Annotated in this window: 25 protein-coding genes; 15 read left to right on the top strand and 10 right to left on the bottom strand. The window is 69.8% G+C overall.

The window, feature by feature from the left end; genetic code table 11:
* Positions 1-9 precede the first annotated feature (9 nt).
* Together EST54_RS08560 and EST54_RS08565 are read right to left on the bottom strand one after the other, a co-directional pair.
* Positions 10-333: a winged helix-turn-helix domain-containing protein gene (locus EST54_RS08560; RefSeq protein WP_129246646.1), complete on the bottom strand. Its 324-nt coding sequence runs from the start codon at positions 331-333 to the stop codon at positions 10-12.
* Positions 330-749, bottom strand: a complete 420-nt coding sequence (locus EST54_RS08565; RefSeq protein ID WP_129246648.1) for a hypothetical protein — start codon at positions 747-749, stop codon at positions 330-332. Before EST54_RS08565 ends, EST54_RS08560 begins: the two co-directional genes overlap by 4 nt.
* A gap of 643 nt (positions 750-1392) precedes the next feature.
* On the opposite strand from EST54_RS08565, the gene EST54_RS08570 reads away from it, so the two are divergent.
* From EST54_RS08570 to EST54_RS08595, 6 genes are all read left to right on the top strand, one after another.
* Positions 1393-2322 (top strand): putative protein N(5)-glutamine methyltransferase, encoded by a 930-nt coding sequence (locus EST54_RS08570; RefSeq protein ID WP_129246649.1) that lies wholly within the window; start codon positions 1393-1395, stop codon positions 2320-2322.
* Between the two features lie 112 nt (positions 2323-2434).
* Entirely contained in the window at positions 2435-3367 is a 933-nt protein-coding gene (locus EST54_RS08575) for an alpha/beta fold hydrolase (protein ID WP_129246651.1), read from the top strand.
* A gap of 65 nt (positions 3368-3432) precedes the next feature.
* Positions 3433-4170 carry a MerR family transcriptional regulator gene (locus EST54_RS08580; protein WP_129246653.1) on the top strand — a complete coding sequence of 246 codons (738 nt, stop codon included), beginning with the start codon at positions 3433-3435 and terminating at the stop codon, positions 4168-4170.
* A 93-nt stretch (positions 4171-4263) separates the two neighbouring features.
* Positions 4264-4710: a helix-turn-helix domain-containing protein gene (locus EST54_RS08585; RefSeq protein WP_129246655.1), complete on the top strand. Its 447-nt coding sequence runs from the start codon at positions 4264-4266 to the stop codon at positions 4708-4710.
* A gap of 33 nt (positions 4711-4743) precedes the next feature.
* A complete protein-coding gene (locus tag EST54_RS08590; RefSeq protein ID WP_129246657.1) occupies positions 4744-5358 on the top strand; it encodes a hypothetical protein in 615 nt (204 codons plus the stop codon).
* Between the two features lie 165 nt (positions 5359-5523).
* On the top strand, positions 5524-5868 hold the full coding sequence (locus EST54_RS08595; protein ID WP_174857415.1) for a DUF2516 family protein: 345 nt from the start codon (positions 5524-5526) through the stop codon (positions 5866-5868).
* Positions 5869-6006: 138 nt separating this feature from the next.
* Here EST54_RS08595 and EST54_RS08600 read toward each other — a convergent pair whose 3' ends face one another.
* Together EST54_RS08600 and EST54_RS08605 are read right to left on the bottom strand one after the other, a co-directional pair.
* Positions 6007-7437, bottom strand: coding sequence for a PP2C family protein-serine/threonine phosphatase (locus EST54_RS08600; RefSeq protein WP_129246662.1), 1431 nt, complete (start codon positions 7435-7437; stop codon positions 6007-6009).
* Between the two features lie 295 nt (positions 7438-7732).
* Positions 7733-8827, bottom strand: coding sequence for a C40 family peptidase (locus tag EST54_RS08605; RefSeq protein ID WP_129246664.1), 1095 nt, complete (start codon positions 8825-8827; stop codon positions 7733-7735).
* Positions 8828-9239: 412 nt separating this feature from the next.
* On the opposite strand from EST54_RS08605, the gene pstS reads away from it, so the two are divergent.
* The 4 genes from pstS (at position 9240) to pstB (ending at position 13367) form a co-directional block, all read left to right on the top strand.
* Complete coding sequence (gene pstS / locus EST54_RS08610; protein ID WP_129246666.1) at positions 9240-10361, top strand: phosphate ABC transporter substrate-binding protein PstS; 1122 nt, start codon at positions 9240-9242, stop codon at positions 10359-10361.
* A gap of 130 nt (positions 10362-10491) precedes the next feature.
* On the top strand, positions 10492-11484 hold the full coding sequence (gene pstC / locus EST54_RS08615) for a phosphate ABC transporter permease subunit PstC (protein ID WP_129246668.1): 993 nt from the start codon (positions 10492-10494) through the stop codon (positions 11482-11484).
* 5 nt (positions 11485-11489) lie between these two features.
* A complete protein-coding gene (pstA, locus tag EST54_RS08620) occupies positions 11490-12560 on the top strand; it encodes a phosphate ABC transporter permease PstA (protein WP_372448257.1) in 1071 nt (356 codons plus the stop codon).
* 30 nt (positions 12561-12590) lie between these two features.
* Positions 12591-13367 carry a phosphate ABC transporter ATP-binding protein PstB gene (gene pstB, locus EST54_RS08625; protein WP_129246672.1) on the top strand — a complete coding sequence of 259 codons (777 nt, stop codon included), beginning with the start codon at positions 12591-12593 and terminating at the stop codon, positions 13365-13367.
* A gap of 140 nt (positions 13368-13507) precedes the next feature.
* On the opposite strand, the gene EST54_RS08630 is transcribed toward pstB, so the two are convergent.
* The gene (locus EST54_RS08630; RefSeq protein WP_129246674.1) at positions 13508-14506 is read right to left on the bottom strand and encodes an inorganic phosphate transporter; all 999 of its coding nucleotides are present in this window, start codon (positions 14504-14506) and stop codon (positions 13508-13510) included.
* A 9-nt stretch (positions 14507-14515) separates the two neighbouring features.
* Positions 14516-15136 carry a DUF47 domain-containing protein gene (locus tag EST54_RS08635; RefSeq protein WP_129246676.1) on the bottom strand — a complete coding sequence of 207 codons (621 nt, stop codon included), beginning with the start codon at positions 15134-15136 and terminating at the stop codon, positions 14516-14518.
* A 193-nt stretch (positions 15137-15329) separates the two neighbouring features.
* On the opposite strand from EST54_RS08635, the gene EST54_RS08640 reads away from it, so the two are divergent.
* Positions 15330-15746 (top strand): metal-sensitive transcriptional regulator, encoded by a 417-nt coding sequence (locus tag EST54_RS08640; RefSeq protein WP_129246678.1) that lies wholly within the window; start codon positions 15330-15332, stop codon positions 15744-15746.
* Positions 15747-15809: 63 nt separating this feature from the next.
* Here the strand turns inward: EST54_RS08640 and EST54_RS08645 are convergent, their stop codons facing one another.
* Both EST54_RS08645 and EST54_RS08650 read right to left on the bottom strand, forming a co-directional pair.
* Positions 15810-16007, bottom strand: a complete 198-nt coding sequence (locus EST54_RS08645) for a hypothetical protein (RefSeq protein ID WP_372448258.1) — start codon at positions 16005-16007, stop codon at positions 15810-15812.
* Between the two features lie 140 nt (positions 16008-16147).
* Positions 16148-17014, bottom strand: a complete 867-nt coding sequence (locus EST54_RS08650; protein ID WP_129246682.1) for a hypothetical protein — start codon at positions 17012-17014, stop codon at positions 16148-16150.
* Between the two features lie 171 nt (positions 17015-17185).
* Between EST54_RS08650 and EST54_RS08655 the strand changes: the two genes are divergently transcribed.
* Together EST54_RS08655 and EST54_RS08660 are read left to right on the top strand one after the other, a co-directional pair.
* A complete protein-coding gene (locus tag EST54_RS08655; protein WP_129246684.1) occupies positions 17186-17365 on the top strand; it encodes a hypothetical protein in 180 nt (59 codons plus the stop codon).
* Between the two features lie 245 nt (positions 17366-17610).
* Complete coding sequence (locus EST54_RS08660; RefSeq protein ID WP_129246686.1) at positions 17611-19215, top strand: FAD-binding oxidoreductase; 1605 nt, start codon at positions 17611-17613, stop codon at positions 19213-19215.
* Positions 19216-19336: 121 nt separating this feature from the next.
* Here the strand turns inward: EST54_RS08660 and EST54_RS08665 are convergent, their stop codons facing one another.
* Together EST54_RS08665 and EST54_RS08670 are read right to left on the bottom strand one after the other, a co-directional pair.
* On the bottom strand, positions 19337-20062 hold the full coding sequence (locus tag EST54_RS08665; RefSeq protein ID WP_129246688.1) for a phosphatase PAP2 family protein: 726 nt from the start codon (positions 20060-20062) through the stop codon (positions 19337-19339).
* Positions 20063-20267: 205 nt separating this feature from the next.
* Complete coding sequence (locus EST54_RS08670) at positions 20268-21272, bottom strand: C40 family peptidase (RefSeq protein WP_129246690.1); 1005 nt, start codon at positions 21270-21272, stop codon at positions 20268-20270.
* A 226-nt stretch (positions 21273-21498) separates the two neighbouring features.
* Here EST54_RS08670 and EST54_RS35845 point away from each other — a divergent pair, with 226 nt between their 5' ends.
* Together EST54_RS35845 and EST54_RS08675 are read left to right on the top strand one after the other, a co-directional pair.
* Positions 21499-21621: a hypothetical protein gene (locus tag EST54_RS35845; protein ID WP_275416122.1), complete on the top strand. Its 123-nt coding sequence runs from the start codon at positions 21499-21501 to the stop codon at positions 21619-21621.
* Positions 21622-21920: 299 nt separating this feature from the next.
* Positions 21921-22229 carry a hypothetical protein gene (locus EST54_RS08675; RefSeq protein WP_006603970.1) on the top strand — a complete coding sequence of 103 codons (309 nt, stop codon included), beginning with the start codon at positions 21921-21923 and terminating at the stop codon, positions 22227-22229.
* Positions 22230-22293: the final 64 nt, after the last annotated feature.

The raw sequence follows: 22293 nt of genomic DNA on the forward strand, positions 1-22293 counted from the left end.
GTCCACGCGTCAGCGGTCGGCCGCCGTATCCGCTATCGCCCGCAGGGCCTGGCAATGGGCGGCGAAGACAGCACGGCCGTCGGGCGTGAGGGCGAGCCAGGTGCGTGGGCGCTTGCCGACGTACCCCTTGGTGACGGCGACATAACCGGCCTTCTCCAAGGTGGCGACCTGCCGCGAAAGGACCGAGTCGCTCACCTCGACGGTGTCACGGACGAAACCGAACTCGGCTTTGTCGGCGGCCGCCAGGGTCGCCACGATGGAGAACCGGACGGGTGCGTGGATCACCTCGTCGAGTCCGTGACGCGGATGTATGCCGGACTGCGAGGTGTTCACTGCCGGGTCTCCAAGTAGCCGCCTATCAACCCGGGAAGGGCGACCAGCAGCGCCCCGGGCACCCACCACGCCACGACGCCGGGGAACCAGATGAGGCCGGCGCTCAGCACCCCTCCGTAGAGCAGCCCTCCCACGATGATCAAACTCGCATGCCGCCGCTGGAAACCCAACCGGGCAACGCGCTGCCGGGCGGCGTAGACGGACAGCCCGCTGATGACGGCGACCCACATGCCGCAGCCGATGGCCACTCCATAGGGCCTGCTGATCAGCCCGATGCTGAGCACCATGACCGCCGCCGCGCCGCCGAAGATCACCTGGTACCAGGCGTACCACTTCGTGCCGTCCCGCACGGTCGAGCGCAGCTCCTGCGCACGGGCCAGCGCGGCCATCGCGTCCTTCGAGGCGTACTCCGCCATGTCATCCCCCTGCTTGCTGCTTTCACTGCGTCCATTGCCGCCGGTTTCTCCGGGCTTCGCTGGGTCACCCCCGGAATCCCGCGCCCCGTTTCCACGCTTCTTCAACGCTTCGCACACGTCGTTCCCGCGAAGAGCCGCGACGAGCCCCAACCGGCCGCCTGTGAACTCGACTTCCGACTCCAGAGTGACAAGTACTTTCCAATATGGCAAGTACTTTCGGGTCGATGACTTCGCGTCCGGTCGACGGGTGCCGTCGGAGCCGCCGCCGAGCCGGCTCTCCGCCCTCTCGCCCGCGCACTGAGGTCGGACCGCGTGAAGACCAACTCGGCCGAACGACTCGCTGCCCCCCGTGACCGGCATCGAGGACGCCCGAGAAGCGACGGGCCGAACCCGACGCCCGGAACCGCCCGCCACACGCCACCCACCTGTGCCCCGCACCCCAGGTCAGGTAATGTTGCCCCCTCAGTAGTGGACCGAACGAGGAGGTGAGACCGATTCCCCGCCAGACCAGGCAGGCGCTCCCGGCTCACGCCCCTCAGGTCCACCCGATGCAGGTGACCACCCGACACACGTGACCCGGGATGCGCCCTCGGCGCCCCGAAAGGCCCACATGTCGTCACCTCGTATGCCGTCCCCACCCCATATGCCGTCCCCCCACGTGCTGTCCGAACCGCCGCCGCACCGCCCGGACGGCACGTCACCCCTCCATCCGCGACTCTCCCCGCGCCCCTCCCCGCCGCTCTCCCGCGCCACCGTCATCGCCACACTGCGCGCCGCCGGCTGCGTATTCGCCGAGGACGAGGCGGAGTTGCTGATCTCCACCGCACATACGGCGGACGCACTCGCCGCCATGGTGGAACGCCGCGTCCGCGGCCTTCCCCTGGAACACGTCGTCGGCTGGGCGGAGTTCCACGGCCTGCGGGTCACCGTCGACCCCGGCGTCTTCGTGCCGCGGCGCCGCACCGAATTCCTCGTGGGCCAGGCCATCGGCCTCGGCCGCCGGACCGCCGCCCGCACCGGACGGCCCACGGTCGTCGTCGACCTGTGCTGCGGATCCGGTGCGGTGGGCGCCGCGCTGGCCGCCGCACTGGACCGGGTCGAGCTGTACGCCGCGGACATCGAGCCCGCCGCCGTGCGCTGTGCCCGCCGCAACGTCACGACCGCCGGGGGCGAGGTCTACGAGGGCGATCTCTTCGAGGCACTGCCCGCCGGCCTCCGGGGCCGTATCGATGTCCTGGTGGCCAACGTCCCCTACGTACCGACCCAAGAGGTCGGGCTGCTGCCGCCCGAAGCCCGCGAGCACGAGCCGCGGGTCGCGCTGGACGGCGGGGCGGACGGGCTGGACGTCCTGCGCCGGGTGACCGCGGCCGCGCCGCAGTGGCTGGCGCCAGGAGGGCACCTACTGGTCGAGACGAGCGAACGACAGGCGCCACAGGCCGTCGAAGCCTTCACCCGCAACGGGCTCCTCCCTCGCGTGACCGCCTCCGACGAGCTCTACGCCACGGTCATCATCGGGACCGCCCCGCCCCCGCACAGGACGAGGCAACCGCCCGCCCCTCACCCCACGCCATGACCTCGTTCATGCCCCACTCCCCCTCTCATGCGTCTGTTTCGGGTACGGCGACAGGAAGGGGGTGCCCCTGACCCTTGACCCTGACCCTGCGTCAGGGTTGGAGCCTGGTCGCATGACGAACAACAGCACTTCCTTCCCTCGGCTCGCGCCGCCGATCGGAGGGTTCCAGGAGATCGACGGCCGCCGCGTTTTCGTACATCGGTCGGGCAGCGGCGGACCGGCCGTGGTGTTCCTGCCGGGCGCCGGCGCGGTCGGCCTGGACTATTTCGGTGTGCAGCAGGGGGTTTCGCAGTTCACCACCGCCGTGGTGTACGACCGCGGCGGCACCGGCTACAGCGATCCCCTCCCGCTGCCGCGCACCGCCGCCGCGGTCGCCACGGAACTGCGCGAGCTGCTGCGCGCCCAGCACATCGCCGCCCCCTACCTGCTGGTGGCGCACTCCCTCGGCGGCTTCTCCGCGCATCGGTTCGCGCAGCTGTACCCGCAGGACGTGGCCGGGCTGGTCTGGCTGGATGCCTTCCACCGCGACTGGGACGACTTCATGCCGCCCGCGGCGGGCCTGGCCGCGGTCGAGCGGATGGCACCTGATCGGGAGCAGCTGGAACGGATGCGCCCGGCCCTGCGTGAGATGAGCGCCGAGTTGCTCGCGGACTACCCGGAGCACATACGGCAGGCGCTGATCGATGCCAAGGCGAGCGACGCATGGACCCATGTCGGCATCGCCGAGCGCACCAAGTTGGCCGCCCTCGCCACCGAACTGCGGGCCGGCCCGAACATTCCCGACGTCCCGGTGGTTGCCCTCACCGTGGTCGGCACCGACCCGGCCCAGCAGGCGCTGACGTCGGAGCGGACGCTGCAAGAGATGCATGCCGGCCACACGAGAATGGACGCGGCCCTGGTGAGCGCGGTCTCGCACGGGGAACAACGCATCCTCTCCGACACCGTCCACCACCGGCTCTGCTTCGACCGCCCCGATGCCGTGGTCCAGGCGATCCGCGACGTCATCGACCGAGCTCGCCCCCAAGTCGACCGAGCTCACCCCTGAGTCGGCCGATCCCGCCCCTCATTAGACTCGGCGCGACCACGTTGCACGAAGACCCGAGGGGGACGGTGCTCACGATCGGCCAGCTCGCGGCAACCGCCGGCGTGACCGTGCGCACCGTTCGCCATTACCACCACATCGGCCTGTTGCCCGAGCCCGACCGCGACGCCTCCGGCTACCGCCGCTACAGCGCGCAAGCTGCGGTGGATCTCATCCGGATCAGAACCCTCGCCGATGCCGGGGTGCCGCTGGCCCGTATCGACGCGCTGCTGCATGCACAACCGGCCGAATTCGCCGCGGCTGTCACCGATATCGACGCCGCATTGCAGCGTAAGATCGACCAGCTCACCGCATACCGCCGCAGGATCGCCGAACTGGCCGGCGGCGAACGGCTTGTCCTGCCCCCCGATGTGGTCGCCATCCTGGACCGGATGCGCAGTCTCGGGATCAGCGAACTGCGGGTACGACTCGAACGCGACGCGTGGATCCTGATGCAGGCGCTGGACCCGCACGCCATGCCGCAGCGGATACGGGACAAGCACGCGGCCTTCGACGACCCCGAGACGACGCGCCTGTACCTCGCCTGTGATCAATCGGTCGACTGGGATCCGCACGATCCACGCCTGGACCGGCTCATCGACGACCTGGACGCATGGGAGATCGCACACGAACGGGACAGCAAGCGGACAGGGTCCCTGCGGCTGATCTCTTCCCGGATCTCCGAGGCATCCCCGGCCTGGCAACGCATCCTCGACGCGCTCGCCCAGCGCGCCGAGCAGCGCCGAACCGCAGGTCACGACGGCTGAAGCCGACCCCCCTGTCCACGCCCCCTCACCCCACCAGACCACTTTTGCTAGCGCTTGCTTGCAAAAGTTAGCACTGGGAGGCACCATCGGGGTATGGCATCACTCAACGTCGGCAACCTCGGCGAGTTCCTGCGGGAGCAGCGGCGCACGGCGCAGCTGAGTCTGCGGCAGCTCGCGGATGCCGCCGGGGTGTCCAACCCGTACCTCAGCCAGATCGAGCGCGGCTTGCGCAAGCCGAGCGCGGAGATTCTGCAGCAGCTGGCCAAGGCGCTGCGGATATCCGCGGAGACGCTGTACGTCCAGGCCGGGATTCTGGACGAGCGGCACGGTCTGGACGGGGTCGAGGTGCAGACCGCGATACTCACCGACCCGGCGCTGAACGAGAGACAGAAGCAGGTCCTGCTGCAGATCTACGAGTCCTTCCGCAAGGAGAACGGCCTCGGGAGCGGCGGCAAGGACGGCACTGCGAGCGGGCACGAGAACGGGCGCGGCACGGACACCCTCGACACAGAGGCCGACGGCGGCCCGCACGCCACCTGAGCAACCGATTCCGTTTCCAGGAGGAAGAACGTCATGGCCATCTCCGATGACCTCCGCAAGACCCTGACCGACGCCACCCCGCTGTACGCCCTGGCCGGCACCGTCGACCTGGCCGCCGAGAAGCTCGGCGAGGTGCCGCAGCTCGTCGAGAAGCTCCGGTCCGAGGCCCCCAAGCGCTTCGACTCCGTGCGCAGCACCGACCCCAAGGACGTCCAGGCCCTGGTCAGCAAGCAGGCCAAGGACGCCCAGGAGAAGCTCTCCGAGCTGCTGGGCTCGCTGGACGGCGACATCAAGAAGGTCCGCGACCAGGCGCAGGAGCTGGCGCTGCAGGGCGTGGGCCGGGCGGCCGAGGCCGTCGTGCGGGCCCGCGAGGGCTACGAGGAGCTGGCCGAGCGCGGCCGTGGCGCGGTGGCGACCTGGCGCGGCGAGGCCGCCGACCAGGTCGAGGACCTCGCGGTGGCGATCGAGCCGGAGCCGAAGCCGGCGACCAAGAGCGCCCCGAAGCCCCAGACCGCGAACGGGGCCAAGGCGCAGACCAAGGCCACCCCCGCGGCCCAGCCCAAGCCCGCGTCGCCGAAGAAGCCCGTCGCGCAGCGCAAGCCGGCGCCGGCGCAGACGAAGAAGAGCACCCCGCCGTCCGCGAAGTGAGCGCGATGTGACGTCCCTCACGCTTCCGTGAGGGCCCCGTTTCCGGGGTCGGGCCGGGCACCCTTCAGGTGCCCGGCCCGTTGTGCGGGTACCGTGGGGCGGCACGGGCCGCAGACGGCCGAGAACGGACCGACGAAGACGAACGGCGAACGGGCGGTGGATGGCGTGCTGATTTACGGGTTCCAGAGCCTTCTGAGCTGGGTGCAACTCGCCCTGGGCGTCTACGCCGCCGTGATGCTGATCGATGCCGCCGTGCGCCGCGAGGACGCCTACCGCGCCGCGAGCAAGCAGACCAAGGGCATGTGGCTGATCTTCCTCGCCCTTGCCACGGCGCTGCTGTTCATTCTCCCGATCATGTCGTTCCTGCCGATCATCGGCGTGATCGCGGTGATCGTCTACACGGTCGACGTCCGGCCCGCGCTCCGGGAGGTCTCCGGTGGCGGCAGCGGCCCGCGCCGCGGGGGCTCCAGCTCGGACGGGCCGTACGGGCCCTTCAACGGCGGGCGCTGAGCCCGGCCCGCGAGGCCCCGGAGGGCCTGAGCCGCTTCACTCGCGGCCCGTTCGCCCTCGACCCCTTCAGTGCCGCTTCACGCGCGGCAGCCCCCGGCCCCTCGGCCTGCGCCCCCGGCCGCTTCACCCGCGGCCGTGTCAGCGCCGGTCCAGCAGCAGCACGGCCACATCGTCCGTCAGCTCGCCGCCGTTGAGATCGCGTACTTCCCTGACCGAGGCGTCCAGCAGTTCCTCGCCGCTGAGGCCGGCCGCCATCTGGCGGCTGACCAGTTCGGTCATGCCTTCCTGGCCGAGACGCTGATTGCCGACGCCGATCCGGCCCTCGATCAGCCCGTCGGTGTACATCATCAGGCTCCAGGAGCCGCCCAGTTCGACCTGCCGGCGCGGCCAGCGGGCGTTCGGCAGCAGGCCGAGCGCCGGGCCGCCGAATTCGTAGGGCAGCAGCTGCGGGCTCTCGCCGGCCTTGGCGAGCAGCGGTGCGGGGTGGCCGGCCAGGCACAGCCCGGCGCGGCGGCCGTCGGCGGAGATGTCGACGGTGCACAGCGTCGCGAAGATCTCGTCGTCGGCGCGCTCGTGCTCCAGCACCTTCTGGAGGGTGGCGAGCAGTTCGTCACCGGACAGGCCGGCGAAGGTCAGCGCGCGCCAGGCGATCCGCAGCTCGACGCCGAGCGCGGCCTCGTCGGGCCCGTGGCCGCAGACATCGCCGATCATCGCGTGGACGGCGCCGTCCGGGGTGCGCACGGTGTCGTAGAAGTCGCCGCCGAGCAGGGCGCGGCTGCGGCCGGGGCGGTAGCAGGCGGCGAAGCGCAGATCGGAGCCGTCGAGCAGGGGCGTGGGCAGCAGGCCCCGCTCCAGCCGGGCGTTCTCCTGCGCGAGCATCCGCGACTCGGTGAGCTGGCGCTGGGCGAGGTCGGCGCGTTTGCGTTCGACGGCGTAGCGGACCGCACGGCTGAGCACCGCGCCGTCCAGTTCGTCCCGGAAAAGGTAGTCCTGGGCGCCGACGCGTACGGCGTCGGCGGCGCGCTCGGCGTCCGTCTCGTAGGTGAGCACCAGGACGGCGTGCGACGGCGCCAGGCGCAGGACGTCGCGCAGGACGCCCAGTTCGTCATCCCGGGCGCCGTGACCGGCGTCACGTGCCGCGCGGCCCTCGGGCGCCCGCGGGGGCAGGTCGAGCAGGATGCAGTGCACATCGTCGGTGAGCAGCCGCTCGGCCTCGGTGAGGTTTCGGGCGGTACGCAGGCGCACCTTGCGGCCCGCCCAGTCCCACATGTCGGGGACATGGCTGTTGGGGTCCTCGCCGATGAGGAGCAGGGTCAGGCCCTGGGGGGCGGGTCCATGGTCGGCCGAAAGTCGCTGTTCGGCCGGCAGCGGCTGAGTGGGCTCAAGGAAGCCCTGTACGGCCGAGTGGGCCGCCTCCTGGCCCGCGGCGGGGGCGCTCACGCGCTGGGCCGTCGCGTCCCCCGCGCCCGGTGCGTCGGCGACCCGCGCGGTATCCGCGCAGGCGTCATCCACCGGTCCTGCCTGGTGCGGCAGCACGACCGTCCGCTGGTGCGGTACGGGTACGGGCATCGGTCTGCTTCCTTCCCTCCCCCCGAGGGGTGCAGTGGGACGCCGACCGGCGCTCCACCGTGCCCGGCTCCCACCACTCGTCGGTCAATTGAGCGGGACGCTGACGGGCACTGACAGGCGACCATAGCGTCAGTACGGAGTGGGATGGAATGCCCGACAGCAATCGGCCATCGTCATATGCCGCGATCGATCAGCCATTTGACCTGGAGAGGGCTGAATGCGGAATGACGAACATCACCCCGCTTGAGTGCATTCAGCGACGCGGCGGCAACCCTCGGAGAGCAAAACAATCAGGTCAGTTATCGCCGGTGTGAGCCGCGCCATCGTGGCCGGCGTCACCATCGGGGCGGACGACGCCGAGGATCGGCATCGAACCGGCGCCGGTGATCGTGACCTGCCGGCCGGGACGCGGCGCATGCACAACCGCGCCGTCACCGAGATACATCCCGACATGGCTGGCATCGGAGAAATAAATAATCAGATCGCCCGGCCGCATGTCCTTCAGGGCGACCCGGGGCAGCTGCCGCCACTGCTCCTGTGAGGTCCGCGGAATCGTCCGGCCGGCGGCCTGCCAGGACCGCAGGGTCAGCCCGGAGCAGTCGAAGGTGTCCGGTCCCTCCGCGCCCCACACGTAGTCCTTGCCGATCTGCGCGGTGGCGTACGAAATCGCCTTCTTGCCCTCGGCCGACGCTTTGTTGCTGATCTCCTTGAGAACGCCCGAGTCGAGCCACTTCTGCTGCTGCTTGAAGGCCTGCTCGTCCTCCAGCTTCTTCAGCCGGTCCTTTTCCTTGGCGGCCAGCCGGGATTCCAGTTCCTTTGCCGCGTCGATCTGTTTCTTGATGTCCCGCTGGGCGCTTTCCTTCTTCTTGCGGTTCGCCTCCAGCTTCTCCCAGCGGTCCGTGGCGGAGGCTGAATACCGCTGCAAGTCGCCTTTGAGATGCGCCAGTTGGCTGATCACTCGTTTTGCGGCGAGCTGTCCCTTACGGGCCAGGGTGGCGTTGTCGAGAAAGCGTTCCGGGTCGGCATTGAGCACCAGTTTCGCCTCGGCGGGCAGCCCGCCGCCGCGGTACTGGGCACTGGCCAGCGCGCCCGCCTGCCGCTTGAGGGCGGCCAGCTTGTGCTGGGTGGTGTCGATGGTGCGCGCCAGCTGGACGATTTGCTTCTGCTGGACGTCGACCTGCTCCTTGGCGGCGTTATAGGCGTCGGTGGCCTGCTCGGCCTTGCGGTAGAGCGCGTCGATCTTCTTGCGTACGTCGTCGAGGTGGCGGGCATCGGCGTCCGCGGTCTGCGCCGGGTCCGCGGACGGGTTCTTCGGGTCATCGGCGCCGGCGGCCGTGGCCGTACCGCCGAGCAGCCCCGTCGCGCACAGGACGACGGCGGTGCATGCCATCACCCGGCCACCCCGTATGCCCCATCTGCCCCGAATATCCTGCACGCCCTGAACGTCCCGCCGCGCCCCCTGACTCCCCACCAGCCACCTCCGGTCGTACCGCACCAATTCGCGCCGTCTCAGGCGCGGATGCTGCCATACCGGCCGGTAATTCAACAGGGTGACGTGCCGTTTCGTACCCCTCGAACGGCACTTATCGGCCCGCACCCAGCCGATGGCCGAGGTTCACCGTGCGTTCACTCTCCTCCATCGGCCGCTTTACCTGATCTACCTAATTTCAGCCTTACCGAGTGCGCGTCCCCCACGGCACAAGCGCAGCGCGGCCGGCTTCCGCCGTGAACGCGGCAGTCATCACACACCACCCAAAACGCTCGCCGACGAAGCGGCGCGCCCCAGGAAGGAACTCTCGACAGTGAAGCTTCAGCGCAAGAACCGGGTTCGCGCCCTCGCCGTTGGCGCTCTCGCCGTCTCCGGTGCTCTGGCCCTGACCGCGTGCGGCTCGGACGACACCTCCGGCGGCGGTAGCGCCGGCGCCGCCAAGACGTCGAACATCAAGTGTGACGGCAAGGGCAAGCTTCTGGCGTCCGGCTCGTCCGCGCAGAAGAACGCCATGGACGTCTGGGTGCAGGCGTACTCGGGTGCCTGCAAGGGCACCGAAATCAACTACCAGCCGACCGGCTCCGGCGCCGGCGTCACCACCTTCCTGCAGGGCCAGACCGCCTTCGCGGGCTCCGACTCGGCCCTCAAGCCCGAAGAGGTCGCCAAGTCCAAGAAGGTCTGCAAGGGCGGCCAGGCCATCGACCTGCCGATGGTCGGCGGCCCGATCGCGGTCGGCTACAACGTCCCCGGCGTCGACAACCTCGTGCTGGACGCCCCGACCCTGGCGAAGATCTTCGACTCGAAGATCACCAAGTGGAACGACCCGGCGATCAAGAAGCTGAACCCGAGCGCCAAGCTCCCGGACCTCAAGGTCCAGGCGTTCCACCGCTCCGACGACTCGGGCACCACCGACAACTTCACCAAGTACCTCAAGGGCGCCGCCCCGGGTGACTGGAAGCACGAGCCGGCGAAGAAGTGGGAAGGCACCGGCGGCCAGGCGGCCTCGGGCTCGGCCGGCGTCTCCTCGCAGGTCAAGCAGACCAGCGGCGCGATCTCCTACTTCGAGCTGTCGTACGCGACGGCCGGCAAGATCCCCACGGCCAAGCTGAACACCGGCGCCAAGGAGCCGGTCGACGCCACCGTCGACAACGCCTCGAAGGCCATCTCCGAGGCCACGCAGGTCGGTAAGGGCGACGACCTGGCCCTGAAGCTCAACTACACCACCAAGGCCGAGGGCGCCTACCCGATCACCCTGGTGACGTACGAGATCGCCTGCGACAAGGGCAACAAGGCCGAGACCCTGCCCGCCACCAAGTCCTTCCTGACCTACGTCTCCAGCAAGGACGGCCAGGCCTCGCTCAAGGCGCTCGGCTACGCCCCGCTGCCCACCGAGATCGCCGACAAGGTCCGCGCGACCGTCGCCAAGCTCTCCTGACCCACCGGGCGGCGGCCCGTTGACCGCCGTACCACCCAAGGGGCCCCTCACCAGGGCCCCTTTGGGCCGCCGCCCGTCCGGTGCACCGCCGCGCCAAGAGCCCTCACCGGCTCAGCAGACCGGAGAATCCATGAATACCTCCTCCACGACCGATATACCGCCCTTGCCACCACACGACCGCTCCGCGGTCTCCGGCAAAGCGGTCCGCCCCGGCGACCGGATCTTCCTCGGGCTCTCCCGGGGCTCCGGTATCGCCCTGCTGGCGATCATGGCCGCCATCGCGGTCTTCCTGACCTACCGCTCAGTGCTCGCCATCTCCGGCGACAAGGCCAACTTCTTCACCACGCTGGACTGGAACGCCACCGGGACGGATCCGAAGTTCGGCATCGCCGTCCTCGCCTTCGGCACCCTCGTCAGCTCGCTGATCGCGATGCTGATCGCGGTGCCGGTCGCGGTCGGCATCGCGCTGTTCATCTCGCACTACGCGCCGCGCAAGCTGTCCTCGCCGCTCGGCTACGTCATCGACCTGCTCGCCGCGGTGCCCAGCATCATCTACGGCCTGTGGGGCGCGCTGTTCCTCGTCCCGCATCTGAGCGGCCTCTACAGCTGGCTCGACGACTACCTCGGCTGGACCGGCATCTTCAGCTACAGCGGCGGGGCGGCCCGTTCGCTGTTCACCGTGGGCATCCTGCTCGCGATCATGATCCTGCCGATCGTCACCAGCGTGAGCCGTGAGGTCTTCCTGCAGGTCCCGAAGATGCACGAGGAGGCCGCGCTGGCGCTCGGCGCCACCCGCTGGGAAGTCATCCGGATGTCGGTGCTCCCCTTCGGCCGCTCCGGAATCATCAGCGCCTCCATGCTCGGCCTGGGCCGCGCGCTCGGCGAGACGATGGCCGTCGCCACGGTCCTCTCGCCCAGCTTCCTCATCAACACCAGCCTGCTGGACCCGGGCGGCGGCACGTTCGCCCAGAACATCGCCAGCAAGTTCAGCGAGGCCGACCAGTTCGGCCAGGACGCGTTGATCGCCTCCGGGCTCGTCCTCTTCGTGATCACGCTGCTCGTCAACGGCGCGGCCCGCCTGATCATCGCCCGCCGCAAGGAGTACTCGGGAGCCGCAGCATGAGTCTCATGACCGACCGCCGCGCGGTCTCCGACGGCGGCAGCCCGCTCCCCGTCTCCCTCAAGCAGCCCCGGCTGCCGCGCTGGACCCCGCCGGTGTTCGCCCTGGTGGCGGCCGGCGCGGGCTACGGCATCGGACAGGCCGCCGGCCTGGACAGCACGGTCCAGTGCGCCCTGATCGCCGGTGCGGTCTTCGTCCTGGGCACGTTCGCGCTGGCCGCGGGCGTCGAGGGCGCCCGGCAGGCCAAGGACCGGCTGGCCACCAGCCTGGTCTGGCTCGCCTTCCTGATCGCCGTCGTCCCGCTGGCCTCCCTGCTGTGGGAGACCGTCGCCCGCGGCACCAAGGTGCTGGACGGCTACTTCCTGTCCCACTCGATGGGCACCACCCCGGACGCACTCCCCGGCGGCGGCATCTACCACGCGATCATCGGCACCCTGGAGCAGGTCGGCCTGGCCACCCTGATCGCCGCGCCGCTCGGTCTGCTCACCGCGATCTACCTCGTCGAATACGGCCGCGGCAAGCTCGCCCGGGTGGTCACCTTCTTCGTGGACGTGATGACCGGCATCCCCTCGATCGTGGCCGGCCTGTTCATCCTCTCCGTGTGGATCCTGATCCTCGGCTTCGGCCCGTCCGGCTTCGCCGGCGCGATGGCGCTGGCGATCCTGATGATGCCGGTCGTCGTCCGCTCCACCGAGGAGATGCTCAAGCTCGTCCCGAACGAGCTGCGCGAGGCGTCCCTGGCCCTGGGCGTGCCGAAGTGGCGCACCATCCTCAAGGTCGTGCTGCCGACGTCGATCGGCGGTATCACCACCGGCGTGATGCTCGCCATCGCCCGTATCACCGGTGAGACGGCGCCCGTGCTGCTCCTGGTCTGGGGGGCGAAGACGATCAACAACAACCCCTTCCAGGATGCCCAGCAGTCGCTGCCGCTCTACGTGTTCCAGCAGTGGCAGCAGGGTTCCGACGCGTCCTACGACCGCGCCTGGGCCGCAGCCCTGGTCCTCATCGCGTTCGTCATGATTCTCAACCTGGTGGCCCGCGGCATCGCCCGCTGGAAGGCCCCCAAAACCGGCCGCTGACCGCGTCCACAGAAAGAAGCAGTGATTTCCATGGCCAAGCGAATAGACGTCAGCGGCCTCTCCGCGTACTACGGCAGCCACAAGGCCATCGACGACATCTCGATGACCGTCGAGCCGCGCTCCGTGACGGCCTTCATCGGCCCGTCCGGCTGCGGCAAGTCGACCTTCCTGCGCACCCTGAACCGGATGCACGAGGTCACCCCCAGCGGCCGGGTCGAGGGCAAGGTGATGCTGGACGACGAGAACCTCTACGGCTCCGGGGTCGACCCGGTCGCCGTCCGCCGCACCATCGGCATGGTCTTCCAGCGCCCCAACCCGTTCCCCACGATGTCGATCTTCGACAATGTGGCGGCCGGTCTGCGGCTGAACGGCTCGTACAAGAAGAGCGAGCTCAAGGACATCGTCGAGCGGTCCCTCAAGGGCGCCAACCTCTGGAACGAGGTCAAGGACCGGCTGAACAAGCCCGGTTCGGGGCTGTCCGGCGGCCAGCAGCAGCGGCTGTGCATCGCCCGCGCCATCGCGGTCGAGCCCCAGGTCCTGCTGATGGACGAGCCGTGCTCGGCGCTCGACCCGATCTCCACCCTCGCCATCGAGGACCTGATCGGCGAGCTGAAGGAGCGCTTCACGATCGTCATCGTGACGCACAACATGCAGCAGGCCGCGCGCGTCTCGGACCGCACCGCGTTCTTCAACCTCGCCGCGGTCGGCCAGCCCGGCAAGCTGATCGAGATCGACGAGACCGAGCGGATCTTCTCCAACCCGTCGGTCCAGGCCACGGAGGACTACATCTCCGGCCGCTTCGGCTGAGCCGCGAGCGCGCCCCGGCCGCAACCGGCCGGGGCCGCCCCCACCAGCGTCCTGCGGTGCTGCATGGCGGTGCCACCGCAAGACGAAGGGCCCGCCCCTCTTCCAGGGGGCGGGCCCATTGCTGTGTCCGAGCAGGTCCGTCAGCCGAAGGCCAGCGCCACGAGCCAGTACGCGAACGCCCCGACCAGGGCCGCGGCCGGCATCGTGATGAACCAGCCCATCACGATGTTCTTGGCGACGCCCCAGCGCACCGCGCGCGGGCGCTTGGTCGAGCCCACACCCATGATCGCGGAGGTGATCACATGGGTCGTGGAGATCGGGGCCTGGAACATGAACGACGCGGTGTACATGACCGAGGCGGCCGTGGTCTCCGCGGCGAAGCCCTGCGGCGGGTCCAGCTCGATGATCCGCCGGCCCAGGGTGCGCATGATGCGCCAGCCGCCCGCGTACGTACCGAGTGAGAGGGTGAGCGCACAGGCCAGCTTGACCCATATCGGAATCGCCGCGTTGGGCTCCTCCGCGTCGGCGATGACCAGGGCCATCACGACCACACCCATGGTCTTCTGGGCGTCCTGCAGACCGTGGCCGAGCGCCATGCCTGCCGCGGACACCGTCTGGGCTATGCGGAAGCCGCGCTTGGCCTTGTGCGGGTTCGCCTTCCGGAAGACCCACAGGATCAGGACCATCACCAGATAGCCGAGCACCAGGCCGACGACCGGCGAGATGAACATCGGCAGGACGACCTTCTCGACCACCCCGGACCAGATCACGGTGGTGCCACCGGCCAGCGCGGCACCGACCATGCCGCCGAAGAGGGCGTGCGAGGACGACGACGGCAGGCCGAAGTACCAGGTGACGAGGTTCCAGACCACCGCACCGAGCAGCGCGGCGAAGAGGATGCCCATCCCCTTGCTGCCGTGGGGAGTGGCGATCAGCCCCTCGCTGACCGTCTTGGCGACCCCGCTGCCCAGGAAGGCGCCGGCGAGGTTCATCACGGCGGCCATCGCCAGCGCCGCCCGCGGGGTCAGCGCCCGCGTCGAGACCGAGGTCGCAATGGCGTTGGCGGAGTCATGGAAGCCGTTGGTGTACGTGAAACCGAGCGCGACCGCAATGGTCACGACGAGCGCGAAGGTGTCCATGGGAAGCGCTCAGGACTCCTTGACCGCGATGGTCTCGACCGTGTTGGCGACGTGCTCGAACGCGTCCGCCGCCTCTTCCAGGATGTCCACGATCTGCTTGAGCTTGAGCACCTCGATGGCGTCGTACTTGCCGTTGAAGAGGTGTGCCAGCAGCTTGCGGTGGATCTGGTCGGCCTGGTTCTCCAGGCGGTTGACCTCGATCCAGTACTCGGTGAGGTTCGACATGGTGCGCAGATTCGGCATCGCCTCGGCGGTCAGCTCGGCCGCCCGCGCCAGCACCTCGATCTGCTGGTCGATGCCCTTGGGGAGCTCCTCGACCTTGTAGAGGACGACCAGGTCGACCGCCTCTTCCATGAAGTCCATGATGTCGTCGAGCGACGAGGCGAGGTTGTAGATGTCCTCGCGGTCGAACGGCGTGATGAACGAGGAGTTCAGCTGGTGGAAGATCGCGTGGGTGGCGTCATCTCCCGCATGCTCCGCCGCCCGCATCCGCTCGGCGATCTCTGCCCGGGCCGAGGCGTCCGCCCCGAGCAGTTCCATCAGGAGCTTGGAGCCCGTGACGATGTTGTCCGCGGAGGCGGCGAACATGTCATAGAAGCTCGTCTCCCTGGGGGTCAGACGAAAGCGCACGTGAAATCCTCGGGGTGCATCGGATTCGGTCGGGTTGATGCTAGGCGCATCATCCAGCCACTGCTAACCGGCATTCCTTCAGTGTCGCCCATCGAACAGCATGCTCTGCACGGGGTACCACACGTGCCCGCAAAGTTCGGTACCATATACCCACCAGGGGTATACGGACGCCTAGATATCAGGGGAGACGGCCATGACGACCATGGACGCCGACACCAACGGCGGCACCGCACCCACCGCCGCCCGCGCCACCCCGCAGCCGGACTCCGACCACCGAGGCGACGCTCAAACCGTGACCGATAACGCAGAGACTTCTCCCGCAGGCGGACCTCACGGCTACGCACAGCAGAAGGACGCACACATCAAGCGACTGCGCAGGATCGAGGGGCAGATCCGCGGACTGCAGCGGATGCTCGAAGAGGATGTGTACTGCATCGACATACTCACCCAGGTCTCGGCGAGCACCAAGGGCCTGCAGTCCTTCGGCCTCCAGCTCCTGGAGGAACATCTGCGGCACTGCGTCGCCGACGCGGCCGTCAAGGGTCCCGAGGCCATCGACGCCAAGGTCCAGGAAGCGACCAAGGCGATCGAGCGGATGCTGCGCACCTGAGCCGGCCGGCTCTGGGGCGCGGCCGGGGCCTGTCCGATGGGGCAGGGTCTGATGGGGCAGGGTCTAAGGCGCCGGGGGCACCGGACGCCCGCGCCCGCCGCTCTCCCCGTCGACTTCCAGCACCTCGTCGATACGGTCCGGGCTGAGCCGATCCTCGCTCGCGGCCGCGGCCGCGATCATCAACTCACCGGTCAGGTCGATCTCGACGAGGGCGATGTGGTCCTGGACCGTCGTAGGGCGCTGTCCGGCCACGTACAACACCTCCTCCTTCGAGCGCCTTCCCACGCCTCCGGTGGTTACCGTCAGCGTAAAGAGCGGCACACGCTCCGCGCATGGCACGGATGGACCATTTCCGCCATTCCGCATGCGCCCCCGTCATATGGCCCGTCGCCGCAACCGCACTACGGCGTGGCCGAAGCGATCTTCCCCGCATAGATGTCGCGCTCGTCCGGCAACTGCACCGTGGTCGTGGTGCCGAAGCCGGACAGCTCCGTGGTGGAGACCACCGCCGCGCCCTGGGGCGCGCCGTTGGCGAAGCGGAACCACTGGCGCACCTTGCGCAGCCGTCCGGCCCCGTCCAGATACACGTCGAACGGCACCTCGTCGGTGGTGAATCCTTCCTCCGCGGCGACCAGCGCGGAGCGACTGCGCGGCGACGCCACCTGGGCGGCCGCCTGGATGTCCGTCACTCCCCGATAGTGCCGCACCATGACGCCGTCCAGCCGCTCTTCGCCCTGATATGTCACATTCCGTGCGCCACGCAGGAGTTCGGCGGCGGCCAGCGGATCGGTCGCACCGCCGGTGACCAGATTCCCGTCGGCGAGCGAGGCGGTGGCGACCCGTACCCATTTGTCGGCCGGCACCCCGGCCCCGCGGTTCTTCATGAACAGCGCACCGGGCGCGAGGATCTCGGTGATCGGCTCATGGCCACCGTCGGCCCGGCCCGCCGGATCGGGCAGGACGACGCGCAGCCGGCCGGTGCTGGTGGCGAAGTCGTAGCCGCCGGTGCCGCGGATGGCGACGCGGGTGCCGCCGCTGACGGTCTCCATGGACGTACGGACCTGGGCGGAGCGGGCCCGCACCAGCGCGTCGGCGCTCTCCCTGACCTGCACGGCGGCAGCGGCGGCGCCCCGGGCGGGCGGCTCCTGGTCGTCGGCCGCGGCACCGTCCGGGGAACATCCCGTCGTCAGCAGCCCGACCGCCAGCCCCGTCCCGCACGCCAGGGCCACGACGGCCGCGCCGCCGCCCCGCCTGTCCTGCACCACCATCGCGTACGAGCCCCCTCGGCCGCTGTCTTCGGGAACGGCCTGGGCCGGCCGGTCCGCTCGGGAGGGCCGGACGTTCCGCCACCGCCGCACCTGGCGTTCCGCCGACCGATCCGTTCAACGACTGTCAAGGGGGCTCGTCACGCACCGGCGGACGGGGCGTAGCGTGGCGGCGTGCCCGACCGAACGCCCCATGCGACCTCCACCACCGAACGCGGGTCCTTCTGCAGCGCCCGCTGTGACTGTGGCTGGCGGGGGCCGGCCCGTCGCGCCCGCTCACAGGCGCGTACGGACGCCGAGCGCCATGTGGCCGACGCCGAGGCGGGCACCGCACCGCACGGCCCGCTGGAATGAGCAACTCCGTTCCGGGAACCCCCCGCGCCCGTACGGCATCTGCCTAGTAGGGGAGGCAACAACCCCGCGCCGGTAACGGACTTCAGGCCTGTACCGGACAGCGCAGGACAGGAGCGGGCACAGCGGTACGCGGGGCAGCGCGCCGCCGCACCGCCCGGATCCGTCTCCCCCGCACAGTCCCCGCATCTCTGCCGGTCCTCGGCGGGCGGGGCAGGACCGTACGACATCGAGGGGGATCCATCCCAGTGAAGCGGCGCACACTCCTGCAGGCCGGCGGCGGACTGGCGGCCACGTCGGTCGCCTTGGCCACCGGCTGCGACACCAAGACCGGCACGGCGGGCGCGGCCTCCTCCGCTTCCGTCACGGGGGCCGCGAACGGCACGGGTGCGGCAAACGCCAATGCGGCCGTCACCGGCGGCCGGGCCTCCAACGCCGCCTGGACCGCGCTCGGCAAGAGCCTGGACGGCAAGCTGATACGGGCGTCGGACGCTGCCTACGCGACCGCCCGCCGTCTCTACAACACCCGCTACGACACGCTGAAGCCGTCGGCCATCGCCTACGTCAAGCACCCGGCGGACGTCGCCGAGTGCCTCTCCTTCGCCCGGCGGCACGAGACCCCGGTCGTCATCCGCAGCGGCGGCCACTCCTACGCGGGCTGGTCCAGCGGCACCAACAAGCTCATCATCGACGTCTCCGCCCTCTCCAAGGTCGGCGCACCGTCCGGCGGCATCACCCGCATCGGCGCCGGCGCCAAGCTCATCGACGTCTACGAGGGCCTGGGCGCGCACGGCGTGACGATACCCGGGGGCTCGTGCCCCACCGTCGGCATATCCGGGCTCACGCTCGGCGGCGGCCATGGCGTGGCCTCCCGCGCCTACGGCCTGACCTGCGACAGCCTCGTCGGCGCCACCCTCGTCACGGCCGACGGCAAGACCATCGACTGCGACAAGAACCAACACGCCGACCTCTTCTGGGCGCTGCGCGGCGCCGGCAACGGCAACTTCGGCGTGGTCACCGAGCTCCGCTTCCGTACGCATCCGGCGCCCCGCTCGGTGATGGCCTACATGACCTGGCCGTGGTCCAAGGCGGCGAAGGTCGTGGCGTCCTGGCAGAAGTGGGGCCCCACGCAGGCCGACGAGATATGGTCCGCCTGCCATCTCGACGCCCGCCCCGGCGGCACCCCGGGCGTCTCCGTCGCGGCCTTCTCGCTGGGCAGCTACGGCGACCTGAAGAACGCCCTCGACAAGCTCGCCGACCAGGCCGGCGGTCCCGGCCCCGCCGCGAGCATCCACCTCACGCCGATCGGCTACCTGGACGCGATGGAGTCGTACGCGGGCTGCTCCTCCAAGTCCACCGCACAGTGCCACATGCCGGGTTCGCTGCCCGGCCACACCGCCGCCGGCAAGCTGGGCCGGGAGACCTACGCCGCCCGCTCGCACTTCTTCGACCGCTCGCTGTCGACGGCCGGCATCCGCACCCTGATGGACCAGATCGAGCGCGGCGGCCGCAACGGCGTCGGCGGGAACGTGGCCATGACGGCGCTGGGCGGCGCCATCAACCGCGTCGGCCGCACCGACACCGCATTCGTCCACCGCGGCTCGCGCTTCCTCGCCCAGTACTTGACGTCGTGGGGAGCCAATGGCTCCTCCACCAAACAGACAGCCTGGCTGAATTCGTTCCACGACGCGATGCGCCGCTACTCCTCGGGCGCCGCCTACCAGAACTACACCGACCCGGGCCTCACCGACTGGAAGTCCGCCTACTACGGCGCCGCCACCACCCGGCTCACGCAGGTCAAGCGGACCTACGACCCGCAGCGGCTGTTCAGCACCTTCCCGCAGGCGCTCTGAGACCGCCGGCGGACACACGGACGGCCCGGCCCCCGCGAGGGGTCCGGGCCGTCCGCATCCGCCAGGTCTCATCCCTGCCGACGGGCCGTCAGGCCGCAGGCTCCGCCGGCCGCGGCCGTCGTCAGGCCGCCAGATCCTTGTCCCGCTCCTTGTGGCCGGGCGCCATCCCCGAGCCGGCGGCCACCACCCGGCTGCCCTCGCCGGGACCGCCGTCCCCGTCCGCGGCCTCGACGCCCGGCGCCCGCACCAGCCACGCCAGCTTCGACCTGCCGATCGCCGTCATCAGCGGCACCAGGAGCGCCTGCGCGAGCGGCGCGAGCAGCAGCGCGACGGCGGTGCCCAGGGCGAAACCGCCGATCACATCGGTCGGGTAGTGCACGCCCATGTAGACGCGGCAGAAGCCCTCGGCGAGCGCCAGCGCGATCCCGATCAGGCCGTATTTGCGATGGGCGACGAACAGGCCGACACCGACCGCCATGGTGAGCGTCGCGTGATCGCTGACGAACGAGAAGTCGCTCTTACCGGGGATCAGCACTTCCAGGCCGGCATGGTCCTTGAACGGCCGCGGCCGCTCGACGAACGCCCGGATCGGGATGTTGGCCAGCAGCGCGAGGCCCGCGGCCAGCGGCGCCCAGACCAGCCCCGCGACGGCGGACGGCGCACCGGGCTTGCGGCGCGCGGACCACCAGGCGACCAGGCACAGCACCGCGAGGGCGGCGATGAGGCCGTACTCACCGATGTACTCCATCGCCTTGTTGACCCAGTGGGGGGCATCCTTCGCCAGGCCGTTGATGCCGTCGAGCACGTCGACGTCGGGGTTCGGCCCTTCGAGTGCGAGTCCAGCCATCTGCCGCGGCCCCTTATCTTTCGCGCGCGCGAGCGCCTTCGTGTGCTGCCTGCCCCCGTGGTCGTCGAGCGGGTGCTGCTGCGAGCTCTGCTACGTCCCCACGCCAAGGAAACGCGATGCCCGCCCCTGGCGTTCCATTCTCTACCGGATGATCACCAGGACGTTATCGAAGCTTGATTCATCACTGCAGTTCAGGGCGCTATGTTCACGCAGCGTTCGTACCGGGGAGCGCTTTTGCGCCATCCGAGGTGACGCGGGTCGCACCGATGTAGTCCGGCGAATCGATCTTGTCGAACCGGATCACGGCCCCGGTGTACGGCGCGTTGATCATGTAGCCGCCTCCCACATAGATCCCCACGTGGTGGATCGACCGCGGGTCGTTCAGGTTGTTGGCGAAGAACACCAGGTCGCCCGGGAGCAGCTCGTCGCGCTTCGGATGCGGTCCGGCGTTCCACTGGTCGTTCGCCACCCGTGGCAGCTCGATGCCCACCGAGTGGTACGCGGCCTGGGTCAGCCCGGAGCAGTCGAACCGCCCCCCCTGGGCCGCCGTTCCCGTGCCGCCCCACAGATAGCGCGTACCGAGCTTCTCCTGGGCGAAGTAGATGGCCCCCGCGGCCTGCCGCGACGGCGCCACCGGGCCGGTCTGCGCCTCGAAGCTCTTGGCCAGGGTCGTGATCGTCTTCACGTAGTTCTGGGTCTCGCGGTACGGCGGCACCCCGTTGTACTGGATCACCCGATAGGCACCCGCGTTGTACGCCGCGAGCATGTTGCGCGTGGCGTCGCCCGGGGCGCCCTTCACATAGCGCGCCAGCTCGCAGTCGTACGAGGCCGCCGACGCGATCGCGTCCTGCGGGTCCCACACGTCCTTGCGGCCGTCGCCGTTGCCGTCGACGCCGTGCGTCTGCCACGTCCCCGGGATGAACTGCGCCAGCCCCTGCGCGGCGGCCGCGCTCTGCGCCTTCGGGTTCCATCCGCTCTCCTGGTAGAGCTGCGCCGCCAGCAGCGCGGGACTTATCGCCGAACAGAGCGTCCCCCACTTCTGCACCTGCGACTGGTAGGCGGCCGGCACCGCGCCCTTCGCCAGCCCGAGGGCCCGCCCGCCGGCCCCGCCGAGCCCGGCCGCGACCGTGTACGTAGCGATCACAAGCAGCCCGAGCAGACAGAGCATCAGCCCTGCCCCGAGCCCACCGGCCACCCAGAATTTCCGCACCCCCCAACCCTCCCTCATCCAGCCGCGGTTCACTGCCTTTTTCCGGCCGCACCCGCGCGCCCGCCCGCGTGAGTTGCCGCACGGCGGTGCACGACACGGCGCAGGGGGCGGCACGAGGGGAGGCAGGGGGCACGTCACCCGCGACACGATTCCGCTCACGGACGCGCCCGGAACGCCGCCGGATGAGGGACACTGCACCAGAGCGCCCCGAGACAGGACAAGAGCCGTGGACCCGAACAACCAGAAGCAGCTGAACCGTCACCTGTGGTGGCGCGTCGCCTATTTCCTGTTCGCGATCCACCTCGTGGCGTTCGTCATGATCTTCGCCATGTCGCACGCACCCAAGTAGCCGCGGCATCCGGGGCCCGCGTCCGCCACCCGAACGGACCAGGGCCCCCGCGGCGCGCCGGACCGGCCACCGCCGCTTCCGATGATCATTGCTCAGGGTTATCGCCCGTGATACACACAGTGAGACTAGTCGGTTCAATGGACGGCGTGCGCCCACACATACACGCCACTCCCACGGGATCCGTCAAAGAAAGGCGCCAAGTCGACAGCTGACGGCCCATTTGTCAGCGAAGATGGAGGCTGACCTGTACCGCGCCGGCCAGGCGCACAACTACCCATCAAGGGGCGGTGAGTTCATACATGTTCATTGCGGCCGAAAAAGGCGACATCACCACCATCATCGGCGGAATCGCCCCGGACTGGGGGCCGTTCGGAAGCCTGGGCAACGAGGCCCGCGTGATGATCGAAGTGGTCATGGCGGTAGCGATCCTGCTGTGCCTCGGCATCGCGATCTGGGGTGCCGCCAAGCAGCGCATCGGCGCCACCGCGCTGCGCGACACCTTCAGCGCCGAACAGGGCAAGGGCCTGATCGTGGCCGGCTTGACCGGCGTCTTCATCATCGGCTCCCTGGGGACGCTGTTCACCATCGTCTACGGCATGGCGGTCTAGCCGGGCAGCACCCTCTGGCGCACCCTGGCACGCGCCCGTCCCCGCGCCGCCCCCCATGCGCCCC

Source organism: Streptomyces sioyaensis, assembly GCF_004122735.1.
GTDB classification, from domain to species: Bacteria; Actinomycetota; Actinomycetes; order Streptomycetales; family Streptomycetaceae; genus Streptomyces; species Streptomyces sioyaensis.